Annotated in this window: 21 protein-coding genes; 14 read left to right on the top strand and 7 right to left on the bottom strand. The window is 61.5% G+C overall.

Annotation, left to right across the window (positions count from 1 at the left end; genetic code table 11):
* The 4 genes from QZM35_RS33020 to QZM35_RS33005 all read left to right on the top strand — a co-directional run.
* On the top strand, positions 1-731 hold a 731-nt coding region (locus QZM35_RS33020), incomplete at its 5' end, for a DUF2345 domain-containing protein (protein ID WP_301777533.1).
* Positions 732-767: 36 nt separating this feature from the next.
* Entirely contained in the window at positions 768-5,450 is a 4,683-nt protein-coding gene (locus QZM35_RS33015) for an RHS repeat-associated core domain-containing protein (protein ID WP_089424348.1), read from the top strand.
* 69 nt (positions 5,451-5,519) lie between these two features.
* Positions 5,520-6,173, top strand: a complete 654-nt coding sequence (locus QZM35_RS33010) for a hypothetical protein (protein WP_089430521.1) — start codon at positions 5,520-5,522, stop codon at positions 6,171-6,173.
* A gap of 507 nt (positions 6,174-6,680) precedes the next feature.
* Positions 6,681-6,893 carry a hypothetical protein gene (locus QZM35_RS33005; protein WP_222907671.1) on the top strand — a complete coding sequence of 71 codons (213 nt, stop codon included), beginning with the start codon at positions 6,681-6,683 and terminating at the stop codon, positions 6,891-6,893.
* On the opposite strand, the gene QZM35_RS33000 is transcribed toward QZM35_RS33005, so the two are convergent.
* Together QZM35_RS33000 and QZM35_RS32995 are read right to left on the bottom strand one after the other, a co-directional pair.
* On the bottom strand, positions 6,887-7,183 hold the full coding sequence (locus QZM35_RS33000; protein WP_222907630.1) for a hydrogenase maturation factor: 297 nt from the start codon (positions 7,181-7,183) through the stop codon (positions 6,887-6,889). The two genes, QZM35_RS33005 and QZM35_RS33000, sit on opposite strands and share 7 nt — an antisense overlap.
* Before the next feature lie 82 nt (positions 7,184-7,265).
* Complete coding sequence (locus tag QZM35_RS32995) at positions 7,266-7,658, bottom strand: NUDIX hydrolase (protein WP_222907631.1); 393 nt, start codon at positions 7,656-7,658, stop codon at positions 7,266-7,268.
* Between the two features lie 544 nt (positions 7,659-8,202).
* On the opposite strand from QZM35_RS32995, the gene QZM35_RS32990 reads away from it, so the two are divergent.
* The 4 genes from QZM35_RS32990 to QZM35_RS32975 are packed head-to-tail and all read left to right on the top strand — an operon-like array spanning position 8,203 to position 10,547.
* The gene (locus QZM35_RS32990; RefSeq protein ID WP_301777532.1) at positions 8,203-8,613 is read left to right on the top strand and encodes a PAAR domain-containing protein; all 411 of its coding nucleotides are present in this window, start codon (positions 8,203-8,205) and stop codon (positions 8,611-8,613) included.
* Positions 8,516-9,310 carry a TIGR04255 family protein gene (locus tag QZM35_RS32985; protein WP_301777531.1) on the top strand — a complete coding sequence of 265 codons (795 nt, stop codon included), beginning with the start codon at positions 8,516-8,518 and terminating at the stop codon, positions 9,308-9,310. Before QZM35_RS32990 ends, QZM35_RS32985 begins: the two co-directional genes overlap by 98 nt.
* A complete protein-coding gene (locus tag QZM35_RS32980) occupies positions 9,307-9,906 on the top strand; it encodes a hypothetical protein (RefSeq protein ID WP_301777530.1) in 600 nt (199 codons plus the stop codon). The genes QZM35_RS32985 and QZM35_RS32980 overlap by 4 nt, the downstream gene beginning before the upstream one ends.
* Positions 9,907-9,917: 11 nt before the next feature.
* The gene (locus tag QZM35_RS32975; RefSeq protein WP_301777529.1) at positions 9,918-10,547 is read left to right on the top strand and encodes a hypothetical protein; all 630 of its coding nucleotides are present in this window, start codon (positions 9,918-9,920) and stop codon (positions 10,545-10,547) included.
* Positions 10,548-11,120: 573 nt separating this feature from the next.
* On the opposite strand, the gene QZM35_RS32970 is transcribed toward QZM35_RS32975, so the two are convergent.
* Genes QZM35_RS32970 through QZM35_RS32960 form a run of 3 tightly spaced genes read right to left on the bottom strand, consistent with a single transcriptional unit; the run spans position 11,121 to position 12,015 of the window.
* Positions 11,121-11,447: a helix-turn-helix domain-containing protein gene (locus tag QZM35_RS32970; RefSeq protein WP_301777528.1), complete on the bottom strand. Its 327-nt coding sequence runs from the start codon at positions 11,445-11,447 to the stop codon at positions 11,121-11,123.
* Entirely contained in the window at positions 11,431-11,685 is a 255-nt protein-coding gene (locus QZM35_RS32965) for a type II toxin-antitoxin system RelE/ParE family toxin (protein WP_301777527.1), read from the bottom strand. Before QZM35_RS32965 ends, QZM35_RS32970 begins: the two co-directional genes overlap by 17 nt.
* 48 nt (positions 11,686-11,733) lie before the next feature.
* Positions 11,734-12,015 (bottom strand): hypothetical protein, encoded by a 282-nt coding sequence (locus tag QZM35_RS32960; RefSeq protein ID WP_301777526.1) that lies wholly within the window; start codon positions 12,013-12,015, stop codon positions 11,734-11,736.
* A gap of 96 nt (positions 12,016-12,111) precedes the next feature.
* On the opposite strand from QZM35_RS32960, the gene QZM35_RS32955 reads away from it, so the two are divergent.
* A complete protein-coding gene (locus tag QZM35_RS32955; protein WP_301777525.1) occupies positions 12,112-12,813 on the top strand; it encodes an SOS response-associated peptidase family protein in 702 nt (233 codons plus the stop codon).
* 25 nt (positions 12,814-12,838) lie between these two features.
* Here the strand turns inward: QZM35_RS32955 and QZM35_RS32950 are convergent, their stop codons facing one another.
* Positions 12,839-13,891: a phage portal protein gene (locus QZM35_RS32950; protein WP_301777524.1), complete on the bottom strand. Its 1,053-nt coding sequence runs from the start codon at positions 13,889-13,891 to the stop codon at positions 12,839-12,841.
* Positions 13,881-15,641: a terminase ATPase subunit family protein gene (locus QZM35_RS32945; RefSeq protein WP_301777523.1), complete on the bottom strand. Its 1,761-nt coding sequence runs from the start codon at positions 15,639-15,641 to the stop codon at positions 13,881-13,883. The genes QZM35_RS32950 and QZM35_RS32945 overlap by 11 nt, the downstream gene beginning before the upstream one ends.
* A 144-nt stretch (positions 15,642-15,785) precedes the next feature.
* Here QZM35_RS32945 and QZM35_RS32940 point away from each other — a divergent pair, with 144 nt between their 5' ends.
* The 5 genes from QZM35_RS32940 (at position 15,786) to QZM35_RS32920 (ending at position 19,142) form a co-directional block, all read left to right on the top strand.
* The gene (locus tag QZM35_RS32940) at positions 15,786-16,604 is read left to right on the top strand and encodes a GPO family capsid scaffolding protein (RefSeq protein ID WP_301777522.1); all 819 of its coding nucleotides are present in this window, start codon (positions 15,786-15,788) and stop codon (positions 16,602-16,604) included.
* A gap of 36 nt (positions 16,605-16,640) precedes the next feature.
* The gene (locus tag QZM35_RS32935; protein WP_301777521.1) at positions 16,641-17,660 is read left to right on the top strand and encodes a phage major capsid protein, P2 family; all 1,020 of its coding nucleotides are present in this window, start codon (positions 16,641-16,643) and stop codon (positions 17,658-17,660) included.
* Complete coding sequence (locus QZM35_RS32930) at positions 17,657-18,343, top strand: terminase endonuclease subunit (protein ID WP_301777520.1); 687 nt, start codon at positions 17,657-17,659, stop codon at positions 18,341-18,343. The genes QZM35_RS32935 and QZM35_RS32930 overlap by 4 nt, the downstream gene beginning before the upstream one ends.
* A 104-nt stretch (positions 18,344-18,447) precedes the next feature.
* Entirely contained in the window at positions 18,448-18,930 is a 483-nt protein-coding gene (locus tag QZM35_RS32925) for a head completion/stabilization protein (RefSeq protein WP_301777519.1), read from the top strand.
* Positions 18,930-19,142 (top strand): tail protein X, encoded by a 213-nt coding sequence (locus QZM35_RS32920; protein ID WP_012327677.1) that lies wholly within the window; start codon positions 18,930-18,932, stop codon positions 19,140-19,142. The genes QZM35_RS32925 and QZM35_RS32920 overlap by 1 nt, the downstream gene beginning before the upstream one ends.
* Positions 19,143-19,144: the final 2 nt, after the last annotated feature.

Genomic DNA, 19,144 nt, shown 5'->3' with positions numbered 1-19,144 from the left:
CGAGCGGCGGAGCATACATCCGGATCAAGGATGGCAACGTCGAGGTTCATGCGCCCGGGAAAATCGATATCAAGGGTGCGTCGCATACGTTCGCGGGGCCGGCGAGCATGGGGTATCCGCTGCCGAGCCCGCGGCCGGATCAGCCGGGGCAGCTGGAGTTGCTGCATCGTTACGCCAACGGCCAACCAGTGAAAGGCGGCACGTTCTCCGTATTCGACGCAAGCGGCGGCTTGCTCAGGAGCGGCGCGCTCGACAACAGCGGTCACATGGTCGTGAGTGGACTGCCAGCCGGTGCGGCTCAAGTGAAGTTCGGCCATGATCCGCGCGATCAGGGCCAGGATGCCAGCCTCTTCCCCGTTGAACGCTGGCCAGCGCAGCCGCAGCAGAATGGCGCCGCCGACGCGACGATTGCCAAAGATCAACTGGGCGGCTTGCTGCCCGCGGCAGCAAGTGCAGCCGGTGCCGGCGCGTTGACGAATGCAGCCGGTCTCGCGAACGCCGCCGGCCCATTGGCGGGAATCGCCGGCCAGGCCATGCAGGGCGCCCCCGCCCTGGCCAGCGCTATCGCCAGCCAGGCCTCCGGTATCGCGCAGCAGGCCATCGTCGGGCAACTGCCGGCCGCCGCGCAAGCCGCGTTGTCACAGGCGAGCCAGCTCACCGCAACCGCCAGGCAGCTCAGCAGTCTGGCGCAGACGGCGCGCAACGCAGCCCCCGTGCTCAAACTGACGTAAGCACCGTCTCGTCCAACTCCTTCGGAAAAAAACATCATGGCCGATTCGGGCGCCCTTCTTCCCAAGCCGACCGACGTTTTCGTGTCGCCGCTCAACAGAATCCAACCCATTGACGTCGATGCATCGATCAAGGTGATCGATGCATGGCTGGTCAACATCAGTGGCGGACTGGTCAATGCCGAACGCCTCAAGATGGTGGCATCCGGCATACCGATTCTCGCCAACATCTTTGCCGCGGTCGACGTCGTGCTCGATATCAAGGCGATGATCGAGCATGGCAGCAAACCTGTCGACGTATTCGACTGGACCAATCTCGGACTGGATCTGATCGGCGTCGTGCCGTTGCCACCCGGCACCGCGGAAATACGGGTTGCCGCCCGGCCGCTGCTGAAGATCATTCGCCAGGAAGTCGCGAAAAGCGGCAAGGCCGTGCTGGAATCATCCGCGTACATGTTGCGGGACGCCGTGATCGGCGCGATCGCGACGAGCCTGAACGAACGCTTCGCCGGCGAGATCGAGAACTTCATCAAGCACCTGAAAGCGGGGCTCTCGGATCTGCTCCACAAATGCGCGGAATACATCGGCAAATTGATGACCGCTTTTGCCGATCTCTTCGCTCAGGCCGCCGGCGAAAAAGGCTTCGAGGTGGACGGCAACCTGCGAGCAGCCGAGCGCCACGCAAAGGACATCAAGGCCGGATTCACGTCGTACGACGCGAAGAAGGTGTTCCATGGTGCAGGCCAGTTCATCGTCGACTTCGCGAAGATCGAAGTAAAGGGCGTCGCCAACGTCGCGACCAAAACCGCCAAATTCATCGATCCGGCCGCCAGCAAGGATCTGCTGAAGATCTCGAACGAGCTGCGGGCAAAAATCCCGGCCACGATGAAGTATGTTCGCAGCCTCGACGGCAACGAGATCGGCAAGATCGGCTGGTTGATCGAGGTCGGCGAACAGGGCGTCATGCGCTGGCGTCAGGTCAATCCGAAGAAGCACATGACGGGCATCCCGTCCCGCGGACAGGCCCGTGTCGTGGCACAGCGACCGCAAGCCCGCAACGAAGTCATGAATCACTCGGCACCGGCGGAGCATCCCGGTGCCGGCGACTGCAAGCGCGGGTGCCCCGTGCCGACGACACCAGAGCGCAGCGTGGGCTCGATTGGATTCGCGCTCGGCGATGAACGGATCGAGCATGACGATTTCGTGCTCGATGGCCCGTTATCGATCACCTGGCAACGGACCTACCGGTCTTTCTTCGACGCCTACGACGAGCGGGGCGAACTCGGTGCGCGCTGGATCACGCCCTACACATCGCGCTTCGACATTCACGCCACGAAGCTCGTCTACCACGGCGCCGACGGCCGGAGTCTCGATTACCCGCTGCTGGCCCCGGGTGAGGCGAAGGACGACCTCGCCGAAAGCCTCACCCTGCTTCGCGTCGACGACCAATGGCTGACACTCACGCGCGGCCCCGAACTCGTCGAAGTGTACGAAAGGCACGGCGACAGGTTCCGACTCGCATTCGTCAAGGACCTGACCGGCAATCAGCTCACGCTCGACTACGATGCACCGGGACGCCTGTCCCGAATCATTGCGCCGCATGCCCTCGTCGCATTCCGGCATGACGCACACGGCCGCATCGTGGAGATCGTCCACCACGACGCAGACGGCGTGCGACTGGGCACGCTGGCGACGTACACGTACGACCGGGAAGGCGACCTCGTCGCGGCCGCCGATCGCTACGGCAATACCCGCTCGTATCGCTACGCCAATCATCTGGTTACGTACTATACGGATCGAACCGGACGCGGCATGCATCTCGAATGGGACGGATCGGGACCCAAGGCGAAATGCATCCGCGAGCGGGCGGACGACGGAAGCCACGCGGTCTCGCTTGCCTGGCACCCCGACTTCCGGATGGTGTCCGTCACCGATGCGCTCGGCAACGTGTCGCGCCATTACTACGACATCAAGGGCTACACGTTCCGGGTCATTCACCCCGACGGCAGCGAGGAATGGCTGTATCGCGACGAGCATGACAACCTGACGCAATACATCCATCGCGACGGCAGCGTCGAGCACATGCGTTACGACGCACGCGGCAATCTCGTCGAGCACGTGCGGGCGGACGGCAGCACGATCGCCATGACCTATGACGACGACATGCGTCTCGTCGGCGTAACCGATCCGCACGGCCATGTCTGGAAACAGGAGCACGATGCGGCCGGACAGGTCGCCGCTCGCATCGATCCGCTCGGTCACCGAACCGAATACAGCTACGACGGGCAAGGTAACGTCACGGCAATCAAGGATGCGAAGGGTGGCGTCGTTTCGCTCACCTACGACACCGCGGGTCGCCTGACGTCCCGGACGGACTGTTCCGGCAAATCCACCGCGTTGACCTACGACGCCGACGGACGGCTGGCCTCCGAGCAGGATGCGTCAGGCGCCGTGACGACATTTGCTTATGGCGAAAACGGCCGACCGATCGAGATCAGGACGCCAGCGGGAATCGAGCGCGTCAGCTACGACGCCGAAGGACGGTTGCTTGCTCATGTCGATCCCCTGAACAACGCGACTCGTTTCGACTATGACGCCGCAGGCCGGATCGTGCGTCGGACCGATCCATTGGGGCACGCGACTACGTACCGCTATGACGGACTGGGTCACGTCACTGCCGTGGTCAACGCGCAATCCGCAACGTACGGTTTCGAGTACGACGCGCTGGGCCGGATCGTTCGGGAAACGGGATTCGACGGACGAACGATCCGTTACACGTACGGAGAAACGGACGGCCTGCTGCAGTCTATCGACGATGCCGGGCAAGTCGTGACGCTCGAACACGATCGCGCCGGCCGGCCGAATGCCCGCGCGGCCGGCGACGATTCCGAGCGCTTCGTCTTCGATGCGAGCGGCAGATGGATCGACGCAACCAACCGCCATAGCCGCGTGCAGCGCTTCTTTGATCCGGTCGGCAATCTGGTTCGCGAGCACCATGCGTACACGTTGTTCGGCGAAGCGCGCAGTTACGTGTGGCATCACGAATATGACGAGCTGGGCAACCGCGTACGGACCATTCGCCCGGACGGTCATTCGATCGACTGGCTCACCTATGGATCGGGACACGTGCACGGGATGCTGCTCGACGGCAAGGAGCACTTGCAGTTCGAGCGCGACGACCTGCATCGCGAAACGGTACGCACGCTGTCGAGCCGCGTCAGTCAATTCACTGCATTTGATCCGGCCGGCCGACTGGCCCGACGATCGGTGCAGCGCAACCAGGCACCGGCCCCGTTCGCCGCCCGCAGCTATCGCTACGACGCCGCGGGTCAGGCGGTCGAGATCGAGGACAGCCTCAAGGGCATCATCGGCTATCGTTACGATCCGGCCGGACGCCTTGTCGAATCATCCGGGCCGGCCGGTTCGGAGCGCTTCGCGTTCGACGCGGCCGGAAATTTCGCCAATCCGGATCGGTCGGCCACGCCCCGCCCGTCGCCAGGTGCCAGCCCCGTACGACCGGACAACACGCTACCGGCGAACGTACCGCGTGCGCTGGGCAATCTGCTGACCGAGTACGCCGGCACACGCTTCGCGTACGACCCACGCGGCAACCTCGTTCATGCCCGCTCACCGAGCGGTGAACGGCACTATGAATGGGACGCGTTCGGCCGCCTGACGGCGGCCCGCATCTCGACTCAGAACCGTCAGAGCCACGCGCGTTACTACTACGACGCACTGGGACGCCGGATCGCGAAGGAAGTCGACGGCGAACGCGTCATATTCGGCTGGGAAGGCGACCAGCTCGCCTACGAGACCGACGGCAATCGCAGCACGCACTACGTGTACGAACCGGGGACGTCAGTGCCAGTCGTCCAGTTCCTCTCGGGCTCGGGCATCGGCATGCCCACGCCGACGCACGACGATACCAATCGATACGCGCCGGAAAGCGACGCGCTGCAGCGTCATCCTCGCCGTCAAGGCGACGCCAGCGTGTTTTACTATCACTGCGACCAGATCGGCACACCGTTGATGCTCACGGACGAAGCCGGCGAAGTGGTGTGGGAGGCTTCCTATCGAGCCTGGGGCCATGCACAGGAAGTCATTGCGCGGGCATCACGGGCTGCCGGTGCGACGCCCCGCAACCCGCTGCGATTCCAGGGCCAGCAGTTCGACGACGAAACCGGGCTGCATTACAACCGCCTCCGGTACTATGATCCGCAACTCGGGCGCTTCATCAGCGAAGACCCGATCGCACTGCACGGCGGTGTGAATACGTACCAGTACGCGCCCAATCCTGTCGCCTACATCGACCCGCTCGGGCTGGCGAGAGGCAAATGCGTGATCTACTGGTACAACCATATCGGTGGTCGGACCGGGCATTACACCGTCAAGACCCTATCCGGCACCGGCAACGTGCATACCGAACAGGATATTAATGGTGACAAGACCTGGATCATACGCGTCAGTAGCCTCGCGCCAGGCGAACCTGTCAACAGCGCTACCTTCGATATACCGGACGTCGGCGCGGCACAGAAATTCCAGCGCGACAAGATACGTGCAGGTAGCGCGAAGACATCAGATGGCGCCTATGACGTGTTGAACAATAGTTGCATGACGCACGTAATGGACGTGCTCAGCGCCGGGGGAGCCGACGTTCCGACGCGGGGCAAGGCTGCGTGGGTATTCCTCAACCGACAGGGCGTCGGTCCGCGTGGGAAATAACCGATGACGAGGTAACGACAGATGAGGTCTCCAACGTTGTGCGCCAGGCACGGCGTCCGGCCATTCACCGTGGCAGCGAAACGCATCGACGACCGGATTCGCGAGCGCGGCCAGTTCGAGCCCGGTGAATTGGTGCGGGTATCGCTGGATCGGCCCAAACGCAGTCATGTTGCGTGGATGACGCGCGCGGATCTGGATGAGCATGCGGTAACCGCCAACCATGTCGACGGGGTCGAGCACGTCACCGAGCTGAGAAAGATTGCGTTGCTCGACCAGGCGTGCGAGCACGTTTGCCCGGATTGCCTGGATGAACTGCTCGTACGGTCAGGCGAGCAACCGCACTCACCGACGCCCGTGTCGCGCGCGTTCGACACGGCGATCGTCGCCGACAATGCGACGGTGAGCGGCCCGCTCGTCAGGTGCGACATCCACGGGATTGGATTCGGCTCGTGCACCTCGCCGGCCATGGCAGCCTTGATCGATCGGGGTGACGCGCTGCCGCACGGTCGGCTGATCAAGGTAGTCGTGGTTTCGCCGAAAGCCGAAAACGAATTCTGGTTCGACGAAGCCTTCCTTCGCCGCTTGCTCGGTGAAGATACCGATCTTTCCAGCGGCATTTATCGAATGGAATTGGGCGAGCGCAGCCTGCACCTGCTCGAAAGCGGGGAATCGGTATGCAGGTACTGCCTGGAAGACTGGCTCCGACGCAACGACATCGCTTAGCGATGCACCGCTCCTGACAGGCAACACCTCGTGCCGACCGGAGATCGTACGGCACGAAGTCGTGAAAGAGATTCCGCATGCTTGCGTCGGAACATGCGATGCGTGGAAGCGGGTATGCCACGCGACCCGCGTCGGGTTTGTCGCCTTATGGGACAGAAACGACAAAGGGCCGGGAGGAAAGCCTCCCGGCCCTTCGTTCAATGTGGTGCCGGCTGCAGGACTCGAACCCGCCACCTGATGATTACAAAGCACTTGAAATTCTCCGAAATTACAAGGGCTTATCGTATTTCCACGTTTCCAAACCCAGATAATTCACATGCTCCAGAGCCTTATGTGGCAAGGGCTCGCATAGTATTGGAAACGCGACACCCCTTTTCTCTAGTTGCCCTCCACACAGCTTCGATGGATGCTTGTGAAGCACTGCGGGAAGAGGCGCATGCGAGCACTCTTGCCAGACGCAAAGTGCTTCTCGCCAGTGCCGGGGAAGTGATTTTCCACGAGGGCGATATGAAAAATTCAACCAGCGAAAATGCCGGTCCGGCTTGGGGAATCGCTGCAGGCGTGATTCTTACAGTAGTCGGACTGAGCCTCGGCCTGTTTCCGCGCGCCCTGAACAGCACGGGGACTCTGAACGACTTTCTGTCGTCAGGGGTCGCGATGATGGGTATCTTCCTCGTCGCGTACTCCATACACGAGCTGCGACGAAAACATCATCACTGAGCGCCGAGACTGTCGCGTTCCACATCCACGAGCAGATCGTCAATGATGATTTCACCTGCGGAACGACCAGCCCGCAGAGCTTCTAGGCCATCAACGAATGGCATACCGCGATCATCAGCCAGGCGAATCGGCGTAAGAAAGAACGACGGCGCCGCCGTCGCGCGAACCTGCACGACAGCAACGAAACCCGCTTCGACGTGATTCGTCGTGAGGGCCGCTCTTGCCTGATTGAACTGATACTCGCAGCGGACGTCGATCGTGTATCCGCGATATGTGTACGCGCTGTCCATTTACGCCTCGCTGCAGGTTAGCCCCTAATAGGTGCTCCGAAGTATAGCTGCGTGCGAGCGTGCCGCAACGTGAAAAACGGCGCTACGCGCGCAGCTCGGCGTTGAACACGAGTTCGATGATTTTCTTCGTAGGAATGCTCGCCCGGATATTGGCGACCGCATCGTGGCGGAACCATTTGCATCGAGCAATTTCGTTACTCGGCTGCGGCTCCTGGTCAGCGACGAACGCCCCGATAAACACGTGATGCATCTTGCTGAGGCCGCCGAAGTGCATGGCGTAGGTCAGGTTCAGGTCGACCAATCCCGTCTCCTCCGACAGTTCCCGATGAGCCGCGTCAAGCGGCGATTCACCGACTTTTATCGTGCCTCCGGGCAATGCCCATCGTGACGCTGCGCGTGAGACCAACAGCACGCGCGGGCCATCGCAGCATACGATCGTTGCCCGCTCTTTGACGGGTGCATCTGGACTGGTCATGAAATCTAGGGACATGCAATTTTTGAGGTACGGCGGAAGAGTACAGGATAGAAATTGAAGTGGCGCGCCTCGTTACCCGGTATCCAGCCCTGCAGGCTCGCGCCGAGGTGAAAGGACGCAAAAAAGCCCGGCCACAGGGGGACCGTGACCGGGGTAAGAAACCGTCCGTACTCAGGCACGAGGCGGAACGTACCGGGAGTCTAGGAGTCGGAATCTCGTTCCAAAATAGTGGGAAACTAGGCGCGAGCGTCGTTCGCGCCAAACACTGCCTTCGGAGTTTTACCAGCGCACCACAACCCCTTACAAATCAATGCCTTGCGCAACTCGCACTTTGCAAAACCAAGGCTAATCAAGGGCAATCAGGGCTACCCAAGCCCACCCAAACTGTAATTTCACTGTACTTCGGTCAAGGCTCCGTGAAACGGTTTGCGGCACTTCATTCCCCGCTGTGCCCCTCTCATCATTTCGCCGCGGTAACTCTTACAGGATAGTTGCGTCTGGAGCACGTGCTACAGTCGCCGCGGATTTCCCGTGGCGATTCGGCATGAGTTCGGCATTCATCCGCGAAGGCGACACGACCGACCACGGCGGCCGGGTACTCGCCTGCACATCGACCAACATCGTCTTCGGCAAACCGCTCGCGCTCGAAGGCGACATGGTGTCGTGCCTGAAGGGCGGCGGCGTCTACTGGGTTGAGTTGCACAAGATGCCGAAGCTGCTATCACTTCATGACTCTGCAGCAATCGCGCAGGATCGGGAAACCGCCCCTGCGACTGCTGGTTTCGTTGCACCGGTCGTAGATCTTCCTGCTATGCTTGCACTACGCATCGTCATAACACACAAAACTGACCACTTCGATGGGCATCATCTATCAGAACCCCTCGCTCGTAGAGGTGATTTGCGAACTTCAATGGGAACTCACGCCTGTCGTGATGCCGCCAGGGTCGGCTGTTGACCCATTTTTTGATGTTGTTCGTGCGGACCTGACTGGCCGTCTGGCCTCGCAGGGGTTTGCAAATGTACAGGAACTCGCCCCGAGCCAGGCGCCAAAGCAGCTATTTGCGTGGCAGCCCCTTGTTCGCTATGCACCAGCTGCGGACAAGTGGCCCAAAATCCAATTGGGACCGGGAGTCTTTTCTGTCAACATGTCGGGGCCAGAGTATACCGGCTGGCCCGACTTTGCCCCCACCGTCCGAGTGGCAGTCCAAGCGCTGCTTCAGTCGTTTCCTAACCCCGAACGCTTTCTGAAGCTTCGCGCGATTCAACTGAAATATCTGAACGGCTTCACGAAACAACACAATTTCCGGTCGTACTCCCAGTTCACGACCGAATATTTAGGGTTGAAATCCGTTTTACCGGATACTTTTCTCGACCGACTTCATACCTCTGCATCAGCTGTTTCAACAAACGCGCAGAGTAAATTTTCGATCAACACGCCTTCCGATTCACACATCTTGATGCAAGTCGCTGAGGCGGACATTAACAAGTCGCCTGGCTGCATGCTACAGTTGGTAGTGGAGCGAACAGCAGACATACAGGTCGGAAACATTTTGTCATGGTTTGATCAAGCGAATCTTGCTGCTAGAGGTGCGTTTGAGAGCCTTGTTACGCGTCAATTAGTCGATCTAATGCGTCCGAGGGAAAAAAAATGACAGCAGCTGTGTTTGACTTTAACTTTTCACGCGCTCACGCGACTGCGACCGGCAATCGCAAACCGATTCGCTATTTTTCAACGGCCACCGATGCAGCAATTGATCAATACGTTTCACCTGAATTCACCAATTCAGAAAACATCACGCACAGCGCAGTCACACCAAATACGTTCACTGGTCTAATTTTCGCCACAAGCCCAGAATTAGCAAGCAGCATTTCAGAAAGCGAGTCGCTCAACCATGCAGCGCGCAAAAGCGAAAAATTGCTGCTCGAACGTCAAATTATCAAATTTCTTGAATTTGACGAATTTGACGATCATGATTCAACAGAATTGCTTGTAAGTGCGGTGCCTGAAGCTCTGGTATTCATCAATGAACTTCCGGAAGCGATACCGTTACCGAAGGCGTCGATCGATCTCGATGGAATCGTGACACTGGAGTGGAAAGATAGTCAAAAGAAAGCGGCCGCCATGTTTGAAGGCGGCGACGACTATGGTTACGCCTATTACAGCAACGGAAAATATGTGGCCGGTGCTTACAAGGCGTGCGCCGGCAGCGGAATCCCGGACGATTTGACGAGTTATCTTACTGCCTAGATTTTTTTGCGATGGCCGACGCTAACAACGAATATCAGATTGACCACTCGAAAGTAACACCAGGGGAAGTCGTAGACAAAGAGGATATATTGTTGGCCGTCATAGAGCCGAATAACTGGGCAGACGGCGCGTTTAGCAAACAGGGCTTCCAGAAAAAACACCTGACGGCTCGGTCGCTATCCGTGGCGAGGCAGCCATACTCGTCGCCTCGCCGACTCAAATTTTTTGTCTTCGATATCATATTGCAACGCCCCGGAAAAATCGCTCGCGGCGTTACGCGGTTTAATGCTCGGGCCCTTCGCGAACTTTCGAGCAAAGACGGCACGCGGCAGTTCATCATACTGGACGCTCCGCTCCCGAGAAATAATAAAATTGATTTTGCTCATGCCCATATTGGTTTCAGTGAAAATACGATTACCAAAGGAAGCAACGAACAAACGGCGGCCGTGCTTAATTTGCGTGAATTGCTCGAAAAGAGCGGGGAGCCCAAAAAACCAGAGGCGCAATTCGCACCATTTCCGCTCCTTTATTTTAGATTATCGGAATTTAGATTACTGCGCCTCCGACTGAGGATTTGGAGAAACGGTTCTGGCAAACAATTTCTCGCACTTGCAGAAAAATCAGCCCAGATCGACGCCTGACTCATTAATATCGGTGAAAAACTCGCTCTACTAGCAACATCTATTAGGGCGCGAACTCCGAATTTCCCAATACGCCGCTCGCCTGGTCGGCCGGCGCACGGGGGCAAGGTTCTTCTTGCACGAAGCGGTAGTCGTGCTAGCAGCCCATTATGGGGAAGCGAGCCAAGGGCAAGCCAAGAAGTGCAGCGACTGCATAACCAAGGCGCATAAAAATGCCTAGAAGAATCGACCCATCGATCGCAGCGCGGCCCGCGCCAGGCAGCCCTGAGCGCCTGGCGCATGAGTGCATAAAAAACTTTCATTTTTGCGGGCAGGTGGGGCGGGGTCACAACTGCGCGCGCCGGGGCTGCGCCGGCCTCTCAAGGGGGCTGATCCGGCCCTTGGATGGCACCTGGCACGCGCCAGTAGCCCCGCCACGGGCCGCCCGCGTGCTGACGCACCTGCGAGACACGAGCAAGCGGCCGGCCGCTCAGAGGGCGCGTGAGCACGCCGAGGCTGCGCAAGGGCATAGACGTAAAAAAAGCCGCCGGCACCGAAGTACCTGGCGGCTTTTTGCTGCTCGTCGACTGCGCGTCAGACGTCGAGCTGCGCGTCACTGATGCCGAGCGCGGCGGCGATCTTCTCGCGCGTCGACTTGCGCAGCTTCTCGCTGCTCTCCTGTTGAGCGTAGGCGGACTGGCTGATGCCGAGTCGCGCCGCGACTTCGGCCTGCGTCAGCCCGAGATATTCGCGCCACGCGCGCAGGGGCGTCGCCCCATCGACCGTTGCGCTCACGACTGCGTGCGGAATCAGGTCGCGTTCTTCGTCGCGCTGCGCCATGTATTCCGCGTAGGGGATCACCACAAAGGCCGGCGCTCCGTCCGGCCCGTTGATGATTTGGATGTTAGTACGTGCGTTCATCGCGTTTCTTTACCTCCTCGATTTCGACTACCTTGATCTCACCGTCCCAGTTGAATAGAACCCGGTAGTTCCCGACCCTCAGCCGGTACTCATATTCGTGATTCGTCAGCGACTTCACGTTATGGCAGTTCGGCATAGCTTCCAAGGTGCCCACGCTGTCTCGAATGACCGTCTGGATTTGGTGATCCAGCTTGCGCAGTTGCTTGAATGCTTTGGGGGTCCATTTGATCGAGTTCATGTAAAAGATTATAAGTTTTATTATAAGTTTTCACAAGAGTTTTATAAGTTATTTTCGCAACGCGCGCGGGCGCTTCGGATACGGGTATTCCGGCTGGAACTCCTGCACGAACCCATCACACTGCGCGTCCGTCAGCTCGTCCAGCCCGATCGCACGAACCCAGAAGGCGCAGCCAGAAACCGCGATCGCACGCACATGCTCCGACCCCGGCTGAAAGCACACCGCCGTCCGGTCGCTGCCCGCGATATACCCGCTCCAGTGCTCGCACGTCCAGCACGGGCCATCGAGTTTCGGGATGAATATCGCGTGGCCCTTCCCTTCGCTTCTCATCGCCAACACCTGTATATTTATACAGTGTAGCTGGGCGCATCGATTCCCGATACGGTGCAATCGACCGCGCCAGTCCGACAGAAAAAGGGGGCAGTGATGTGCACCAACTACAAGGCACCGAACGAAGATCCGGGCATCAACGAGCTGAAGATCGGCATCGGCGACCTGTATCGCCGCGCGCCGTGGGATCTCGACGTGTGGCCCGACTATCGGGCGCCGGCCGTACTTCCGGACGGCGACGGCTCGGCCGTAACCGAAGCCGTGTTCGGCTTCTGGCCGAAGTTCATGCAGCCGGACAAGTTTGACGACAACGGCAAGAAGCGGAAGAAGTTCGACACCGTCAACGCGCGCGGCGAACAGGTTGCCGAGAAGCGCCTATATCAGCGCGCGTGGCGCGACGGGCAGCGCTGCCTCATCCCGGCGCAGTACGTGGTCGAGCCGTCATATCCGCATGCGACGCCGAAGGCTGGCGGCGGATGGGATCGCGGCCCGTGCGTGTGGCAGCGAATCGGCCTGGCCGACTGGAGCGCTTACTGTGTCGCCGGCATCTGGCGACGCTACCAGGGCGACGACGGCCGCGTCCTGATCGGCATGACCATGCTCACGCTCAACGCCGACGAACACCCGCTGTTCAGGCTGATGCACCGGCCCGAAGATGAGAAGCGCGGCGTCGTGATGCTGCGGCCGGCCGACTACGACGAATGGCTGCACACGAAAAACGTCGAAGCCGCGCGCGCGATGCTGCAGCTCTACCCGGCCGACGAAATGGCCGCCGCGCCTGATCGGCCGGCGAAGTAGCGGCCCGCCGGCGCGCGGCGTCGCGTCACTGCGCCGGCGGCACGTAGGGGCGGAACCGCACGACCTCGATCCCGATCCAGTCGTTCAGCTCCCGGAGCCGCGCCTTCAGCGGCTCGATCTCGAGGCCATTGAACACCCCGGCCGCCTTCTCCACGTCGCCGAACCCGCCCGCGTTCGACGGGATGATCCCCATCAGTTGCGGGGGCACGCGGTGCGCCGCGAGCTGATCCTCGACCGTCACCTTCTTGATGTTCCAGAACTCGTCCTTCGCCGCGACCTCGCCGATCGGCAAGAGCTGGATGCCGTCCTTCTTACCCTTCGGCGCGTACATGAACAGGTTCCGGAAGTTGCCCGGCCCCTTCGCGTTCTTCAACGCCGAGCGCAGGTTGTCGACATCCTCCTGCTTCTCGGCCGCGTCGGTCATGTACAGGATGAAGCCGGCGTGGCTCCCGTTCTTGTAGTAGCGCCGGCGAAACAGCGTCGCGCTTTCGTTCAGCCAGGTCGAGTTCAACGCCGACAGGTATTCGGGTAGCCCGTAAATCTCCTGGTTCAGGTCAGGCTCGTACAGGTGATAGACCGAGCCCTTCGGGAACTCATACGGCTCCCGCACGTTCGTCACGAACCAGTATTGACCCGGCTCGACGCCGACGCGTGTGTACTTCGCAAGCGACGACTTCAGCGCCATCGGCGTGCCGAGCTGGTTCGTGCGCAGCTCGAGGTAGCTGTTCGCGAAGACCAGGTACTCGAGCACGAACCGGCTGAAGTCCGCGCGCGACAGCAGCGGATGCTCGATGTACGACTGCACGAGGATGTTGCGCTTCACGTAGATGGCCGAGCTGTGGTGTGGCGCGGCCCGAAACGAGCGCGCGAGGCCGTCGAGGGGCAGCGGCGGCTCGTACCAGTTCCCCATCCGCATGCATTCGACATACTCGAGCAGCTCGCGCCGATCCATTACCTCGATCGGATCGCCAAACGAGAACACCTCCGTGCGCGGCGTTGGCGCCGGCGCGGTTTCGGCGGCCTGCTCGGCGCGGCCATGCGAGCGGCGCCCGGCGCCGCGTCGATACTTACGTGACATCAAAAATCTCCATGAATCCGGTGTTGGTGCTCGTCGCGCCCTCGAGCGGCTCGTTCGCGAGCGCGTGCATGCACGCCCAGGCCAGGTCGCCGTGGCTCGCCTCTTCGGATCGGCTCGCCTTGTACGTGACCTGCAGGCCGCTGGGCGTGATGGTTTTCTTGATCGCCATGAACGACGCGGCGAGATCTTTCCAGCCCGAGTCGAACTCGAGCCGCCCCTTGCGGATCACGTTCTGCGCCTTCATCACGAGCGCGGTCTTGATCTCGACCGAGTAGTGGAACGGTGTCGCGGCCGGGAAAAACTTCGTGACGAGCTGGTAGACGCCCTGCCCGATCCCCGTCGTGTCGATGCCGATGTAGGTGACGCGGTAGCGCCTGGTCAGCGCCTCGATCTGCGCGGCCTGCGCTTCGAAGTCCAGGCCGTGCCACTGGAACCGCTCGAGCACGCGGAATTTCCCGCCGGGATACTTCGGCGGCGCCAGGACCACGCAGCCCGCGCTGTCGCCCGTGTGCGACGGGTCATAGCCGATCCACACCTCTTCGTCGCCGAACGGGCGCAGGTACAGCGGCTTGTAGTCGTCCCACACTTCCCAGGTGTCGACCATGCACGACTGCAGCGTCGACAGCGGGAACACCGACAGCGAATCGTCGATGAACTGGCACAGCAGCAGGTTCGCGTATTCGTCGGCGCTGTATTCGAGCTTCAACCGCTCGAGGTCGAACAGGTTGCAGCCGCCGCGCACGGCGTCCTCGACGGTCACGATCTGCCGCCACTGACCATCGCCGCACGCACGGCCCGCCGCAAGCGCCGCGTTGGAGATGTCGATCGATACCTGCTGATCCTTCGGCCGGCCGCGGTTGAACAGTTTCCCGGACCAAAACGGATACGCGTCGTGCGCGAGGCTCGACGGCGTCGAGAAATACGTCTGGCGCCACTGCGAATGTATCGCCATACCGGAAGCAACCTTGCGCAGGTCCTGGAAGCGCGGAACCCAGAAATACTCGTCGAAATACAGGTTGCCGTGATAGCTCTGCGCCGTGCGTGCATTCGTGCCGAGGAAGTACAACGTCGCGCCGTTCGGCAGCACCATCGGGTCGCCCTTAAGCTCGACGCCGACCGCGTCCTTCGCGAACTGGACGATGTACTGGCGGAACACGTGCGCCTGCGCCTTACTGGCCGACAGGAAGATCTGGTTGCGGCCCGTTTTCAGCGCGTCGAGCAGCGCTTCGCGCGCGAAGTACCAGGTCGCGCCGATCTGCCGGCTCTTCAGGATGTTGCGAATCCGCTCTTTGAAGCCCGCCCGATACCAGGTGCGCTGATAGTCGAAGATCGATTCGAGGAACGCATCGTTCAACTTCTCGATCTGCTCTTCGCTGAACGCGTTGCGGTCGTCCGAGCTGCGCGATCGGCGCGTGCCGCCACCGCCCCCGGATTCGCTCACCTTTGCATCGTTCGCTGGTCGCGAGCGCAACCGGTCGAGCTGACGCGTCAGCAGGTCGATCTCCTTGAAATCGCGCCCTTCCTTCGTCTCCTTCGTGACGAGCTTTATGAGCTGCGCCTCGATCGTCATGTTGACGCGATCAACCGGTTCCGTTTCGTCCCATCCATCGCGCTTTTTCCAGCTATAGAGCGTGGCCGACTTCACGCCGAGCAGTTCGGCGATACGCGCGATGCGATACCCCTGCCAATACAGGTCGCGTGCGCGTCGGCGTGGATCAACGTCGGATGAATCAATGGGAAGTGCAGTCATGCAGCAAGGCTACCGACGCGCGCGCGTAGGCCCTACTGCATCCGGTTGTATCGGTTGCGCGCACAACCAACATGCGTTGCGACACCGGTTCGAACTGCCGAAACTGGAATCCCTGAACACAGCACCCTCTCAGCGGATTCGCACATGGCACAGGACGCAAAGAAGACGAAGTTTTTCTGCATCGCGACGGAAGGCGCGACCACGGACGGTCGCACGATCGATCGCACGATGCTCGAGCAGATGGCGAGCAGCTACGACCCGAAGACGTACGGCGCGCGCATCAACATGGAACACATTCGCGGCATGTATCCGGACAGCACGTTCCGCGCGTACGGCGACGTGATCGCGCTGAAGACCGAGGAGCAGGACGGCAAGCTGCGCTTGCTCGCGCAGCTCTCGCCGACGAAGGACCTGGTCGAATTGACGACCGTGCAGCGCCAGAAGGTCTATTCGTCGATGGAGGTCGACCCGGACTTCGCCGGCACCGGCGAGGCATACCTGGTTGGCCTCGCCGTCACCGACAACCCGGCAAGCCTCGGGACCGAAATGCTTGCCTTCAGTGCGCAGCACAAGGCATTCGACAAGCGCAAACAGCGTACGGAAAACCTCTTCAGCGCAGCAGTCGAGGCAGTGATCGAGCTCGATGAGGAAACGCCGCGCACGAGCGACGCCGGCAAGTCGCTGTTCTCGAAGGTGCTGGGCATGCTGAATCGCAAGGAAGCGACCGACGACCAGCGTTTTTCCGACCTGTCGCAATCGGTCGTCGCGCTCGCGGAAAGCCAGAGCCAGGTGCTCGAGCAGCTCGAGAAGTTCAACACCAATGTCGACGAGCTGAAGCGCGCGCAGCAGGACGGCGAAAAGCGCCATAGCGCGCTGGTCCAGAAACTTTCGCGCACCGACAGCAGCGAGCAACAGCGGCCGACGTCGACGGGCAGCGACAACGGGGCGCAGACCGACTGCTAACCCGCCCTCATCCCATTTCCCATAGACGGAGAACCCATGCGGAACACTACCCGCGAGCAGTACAACCGGTACCTGGCCCGCCTCCAGGAACTGAACGGCGTCAGCGATGCAACGAAGAAGTTTTCGGTCGCGCCGAGCGTGCAGCAAACGCTCGAAACCAAGATCCAGGAATCGAGCGCATTCCTCGGGAAAATCAACATCCACGGCGTCGAGGAAATGGAAGGCGAGAAAATCGGCCTCGGCGTGTCCGGCCCGATTGCGAGCCGCACCGATACGACCAAGCGATCGCGTGAAACGCGCGACGTCGCGGCGCTCGACAACCAGAAATACCGCTGCGAAAAGACGGACTACGACACCCACGTCCGCTATCAGCAGCTCGATGCCTGGGCGAAGTTCCCGGACTTCCAGGCGCGCCTGCGCGACTCCATCATCCTTCGCCAGGCGCTCGATCGCATCATGATCGGCTGGAACGGCGAGAAGGTTGCGCCCGACACCGATCTCGCGGCGAACCCCCTGCTGCAAGACGTGAACATCGGCTGGCTGCAGCAGTACCGCAACAACGCGAAGCAACGCGTGTTCTCGGGCGTCAAGATCGGCAAGGGCGAGGAATTCAAGAATCTCGACGCGGTCGTTTCGCTCGCGCGCAACGAGTTCCTCGACCCGTGGTACGCCGAAGACCCGAATCTCGTCGTGATCTGCGGCCGCGAGCTGCTCCAGGACAAGTACTTTCCGCTCATCAACCAGGCGCAGCCGTCGACCGAAACGCTCGCAACCGACATCGTCGTGTCGCAGAAGCGCGTCGGCAACCTGCCGGCCGTGGCGGTCCCGTACTTCCCGCCGCACGCGCTGATGGTCACGCGTCTGGACAACCTGTCGATCTACTGGCAAATCAGCGCGCGCCGACGCTCGCTGAAGGAAGTGCCCGAGCGCGATCGCATCGAGAACTATGAAAGCTCGAACGACGCGTACGTGATCGAGCAGTACGGCGCTGGCTGCGTGGTCGAGAACATCCAGCTCGTCGACGCTGCACCGGCCGCTCCGCAGGGTAGCGCATGACGAACCCGTTCCGCCAACACTTCCAGCGCACCGTCGCGGCGACGGCCGCGCGCGGCACGCCGGCGAGTGTCGGCGGGTTGCGCGACGACTCGGCGTACACGCTGATGCTCGCGCAGCTCGACGAACACCGCCGTGCGCTGAAGGCTGTCGAGTCGCTCGAGCGGAAGGCCGACCTGAAGCGGCAGTTTCTGCCCGCATACGACGCGTGGGTCGCGGGTGTGCTTGAAGGCGCGGCCGGCGCCCAGGACGACGTGCTGATGACGATCATGGTCTGGCGCGTCGACGTCGGCGACTTCCGAGGCGCGCTCGAGATCGGCGCGTATGCGCTGCGCCACGGTCTGCCCCTGCCCGACCAGTACAAGCGCAGCACGCCGTGTCTGCTCGTCGAGGAATTCGCCGAGGCCGCGCTGCGTGCGAACCGGGCGGGCGAGGCGATCCAGGTCGAGCCGCTGCTGGACATCGAGCAGCTCACCGCACTGGCCGACATGCCCGACGAGGTGCGCGCGAAGCTGCACAAGGCGATCGGCTACGGCTTGGCCGCGTCCCATCCCGCAAGCGCACTCGATCACCTGCGCCGCGCGTTGCAGCTCTTCGCGAACGTGGGCGTGAAGAAGGACATCGAGCGGCTCGAGCGCGAGTTGAAGAATTCCGCCAACGGGGGCCAGTCCGGCCCCGGTGGCTGACACCGAGCGTACCCCGCGCACCAGGCGGCACGGGGCCGTAGCCGGCACTGTCCGCGCGAAAGCCCCGTCCACCGCCTCTACCGATCAACCAGACGAACCCGACCATGTCCTTTGTCTCGACCCCGCCGCTGCCTCGTGCGCCGGCGGAAGCGGAATCCGCCAAGCCGATCACGAACGACCCGTTCTATCCGGATGTGTCGCTCGAGCACGCGCGCGACACGATGCGCCTCGACGGGTCGATCACCGATGCCCGTTTGCGGCACGAGCTGCTCGCCGCGATCGCCGAGGTGAACGACGAGCTGCGCAGCGCACGCGCGGCGTGGCGCGATGCCGGCGTCACGTGCCTGGCCGACGTGCCGGCCAACCAGCTCGACGGCGAAAGCGTGCGGCTGCAGCACTACCGGCGCGCGGTGTATTGCCTGGCGAAGGCGACGCTCATCGAGCGGTACCGCGACTACGACACGACAGGCGATGGCGCACGCCGCGCAGACGAGCTTGAGCCCCAGGGCGACGAGCTGCGCCGGGACGCCCGCTGGGCCATCAGCGACATCATCGGCCGCCCTCGCATGACGGTGGAGCTGATCTGATGGAGGTGCGCGCGCTCCAGGGGGAAACCATCGACGCGCTTTGCTGGCGCGTGCTCGGCCGCACGCGCGGCGTCGTCGAAGCGGTGCTCGACCTCAACCGGGACCTGGCGCAGTACGGCCCGATCCTGCCTCACGGGCTGCTCGTCGAGCTGCCCGACGAAGTACCGCAAGCGGCGCAATCCGGCGCCGAGCGGCTCCAGTTATGGGACTGAGA

This window comes from Burkholderia sp. AU45274, assembly GCF_030482505.1.
Lineage (GTDB): Bacteria > Pseudomonadota > Gammaproteobacteria > Burkholderiales > Burkholderiaceae > Burkholderia.
The sequence above is the reverse complement of the archived record's forward strand: the minus strand, read 5'-3'. Positions and strand labels throughout refer to the sequence as shown.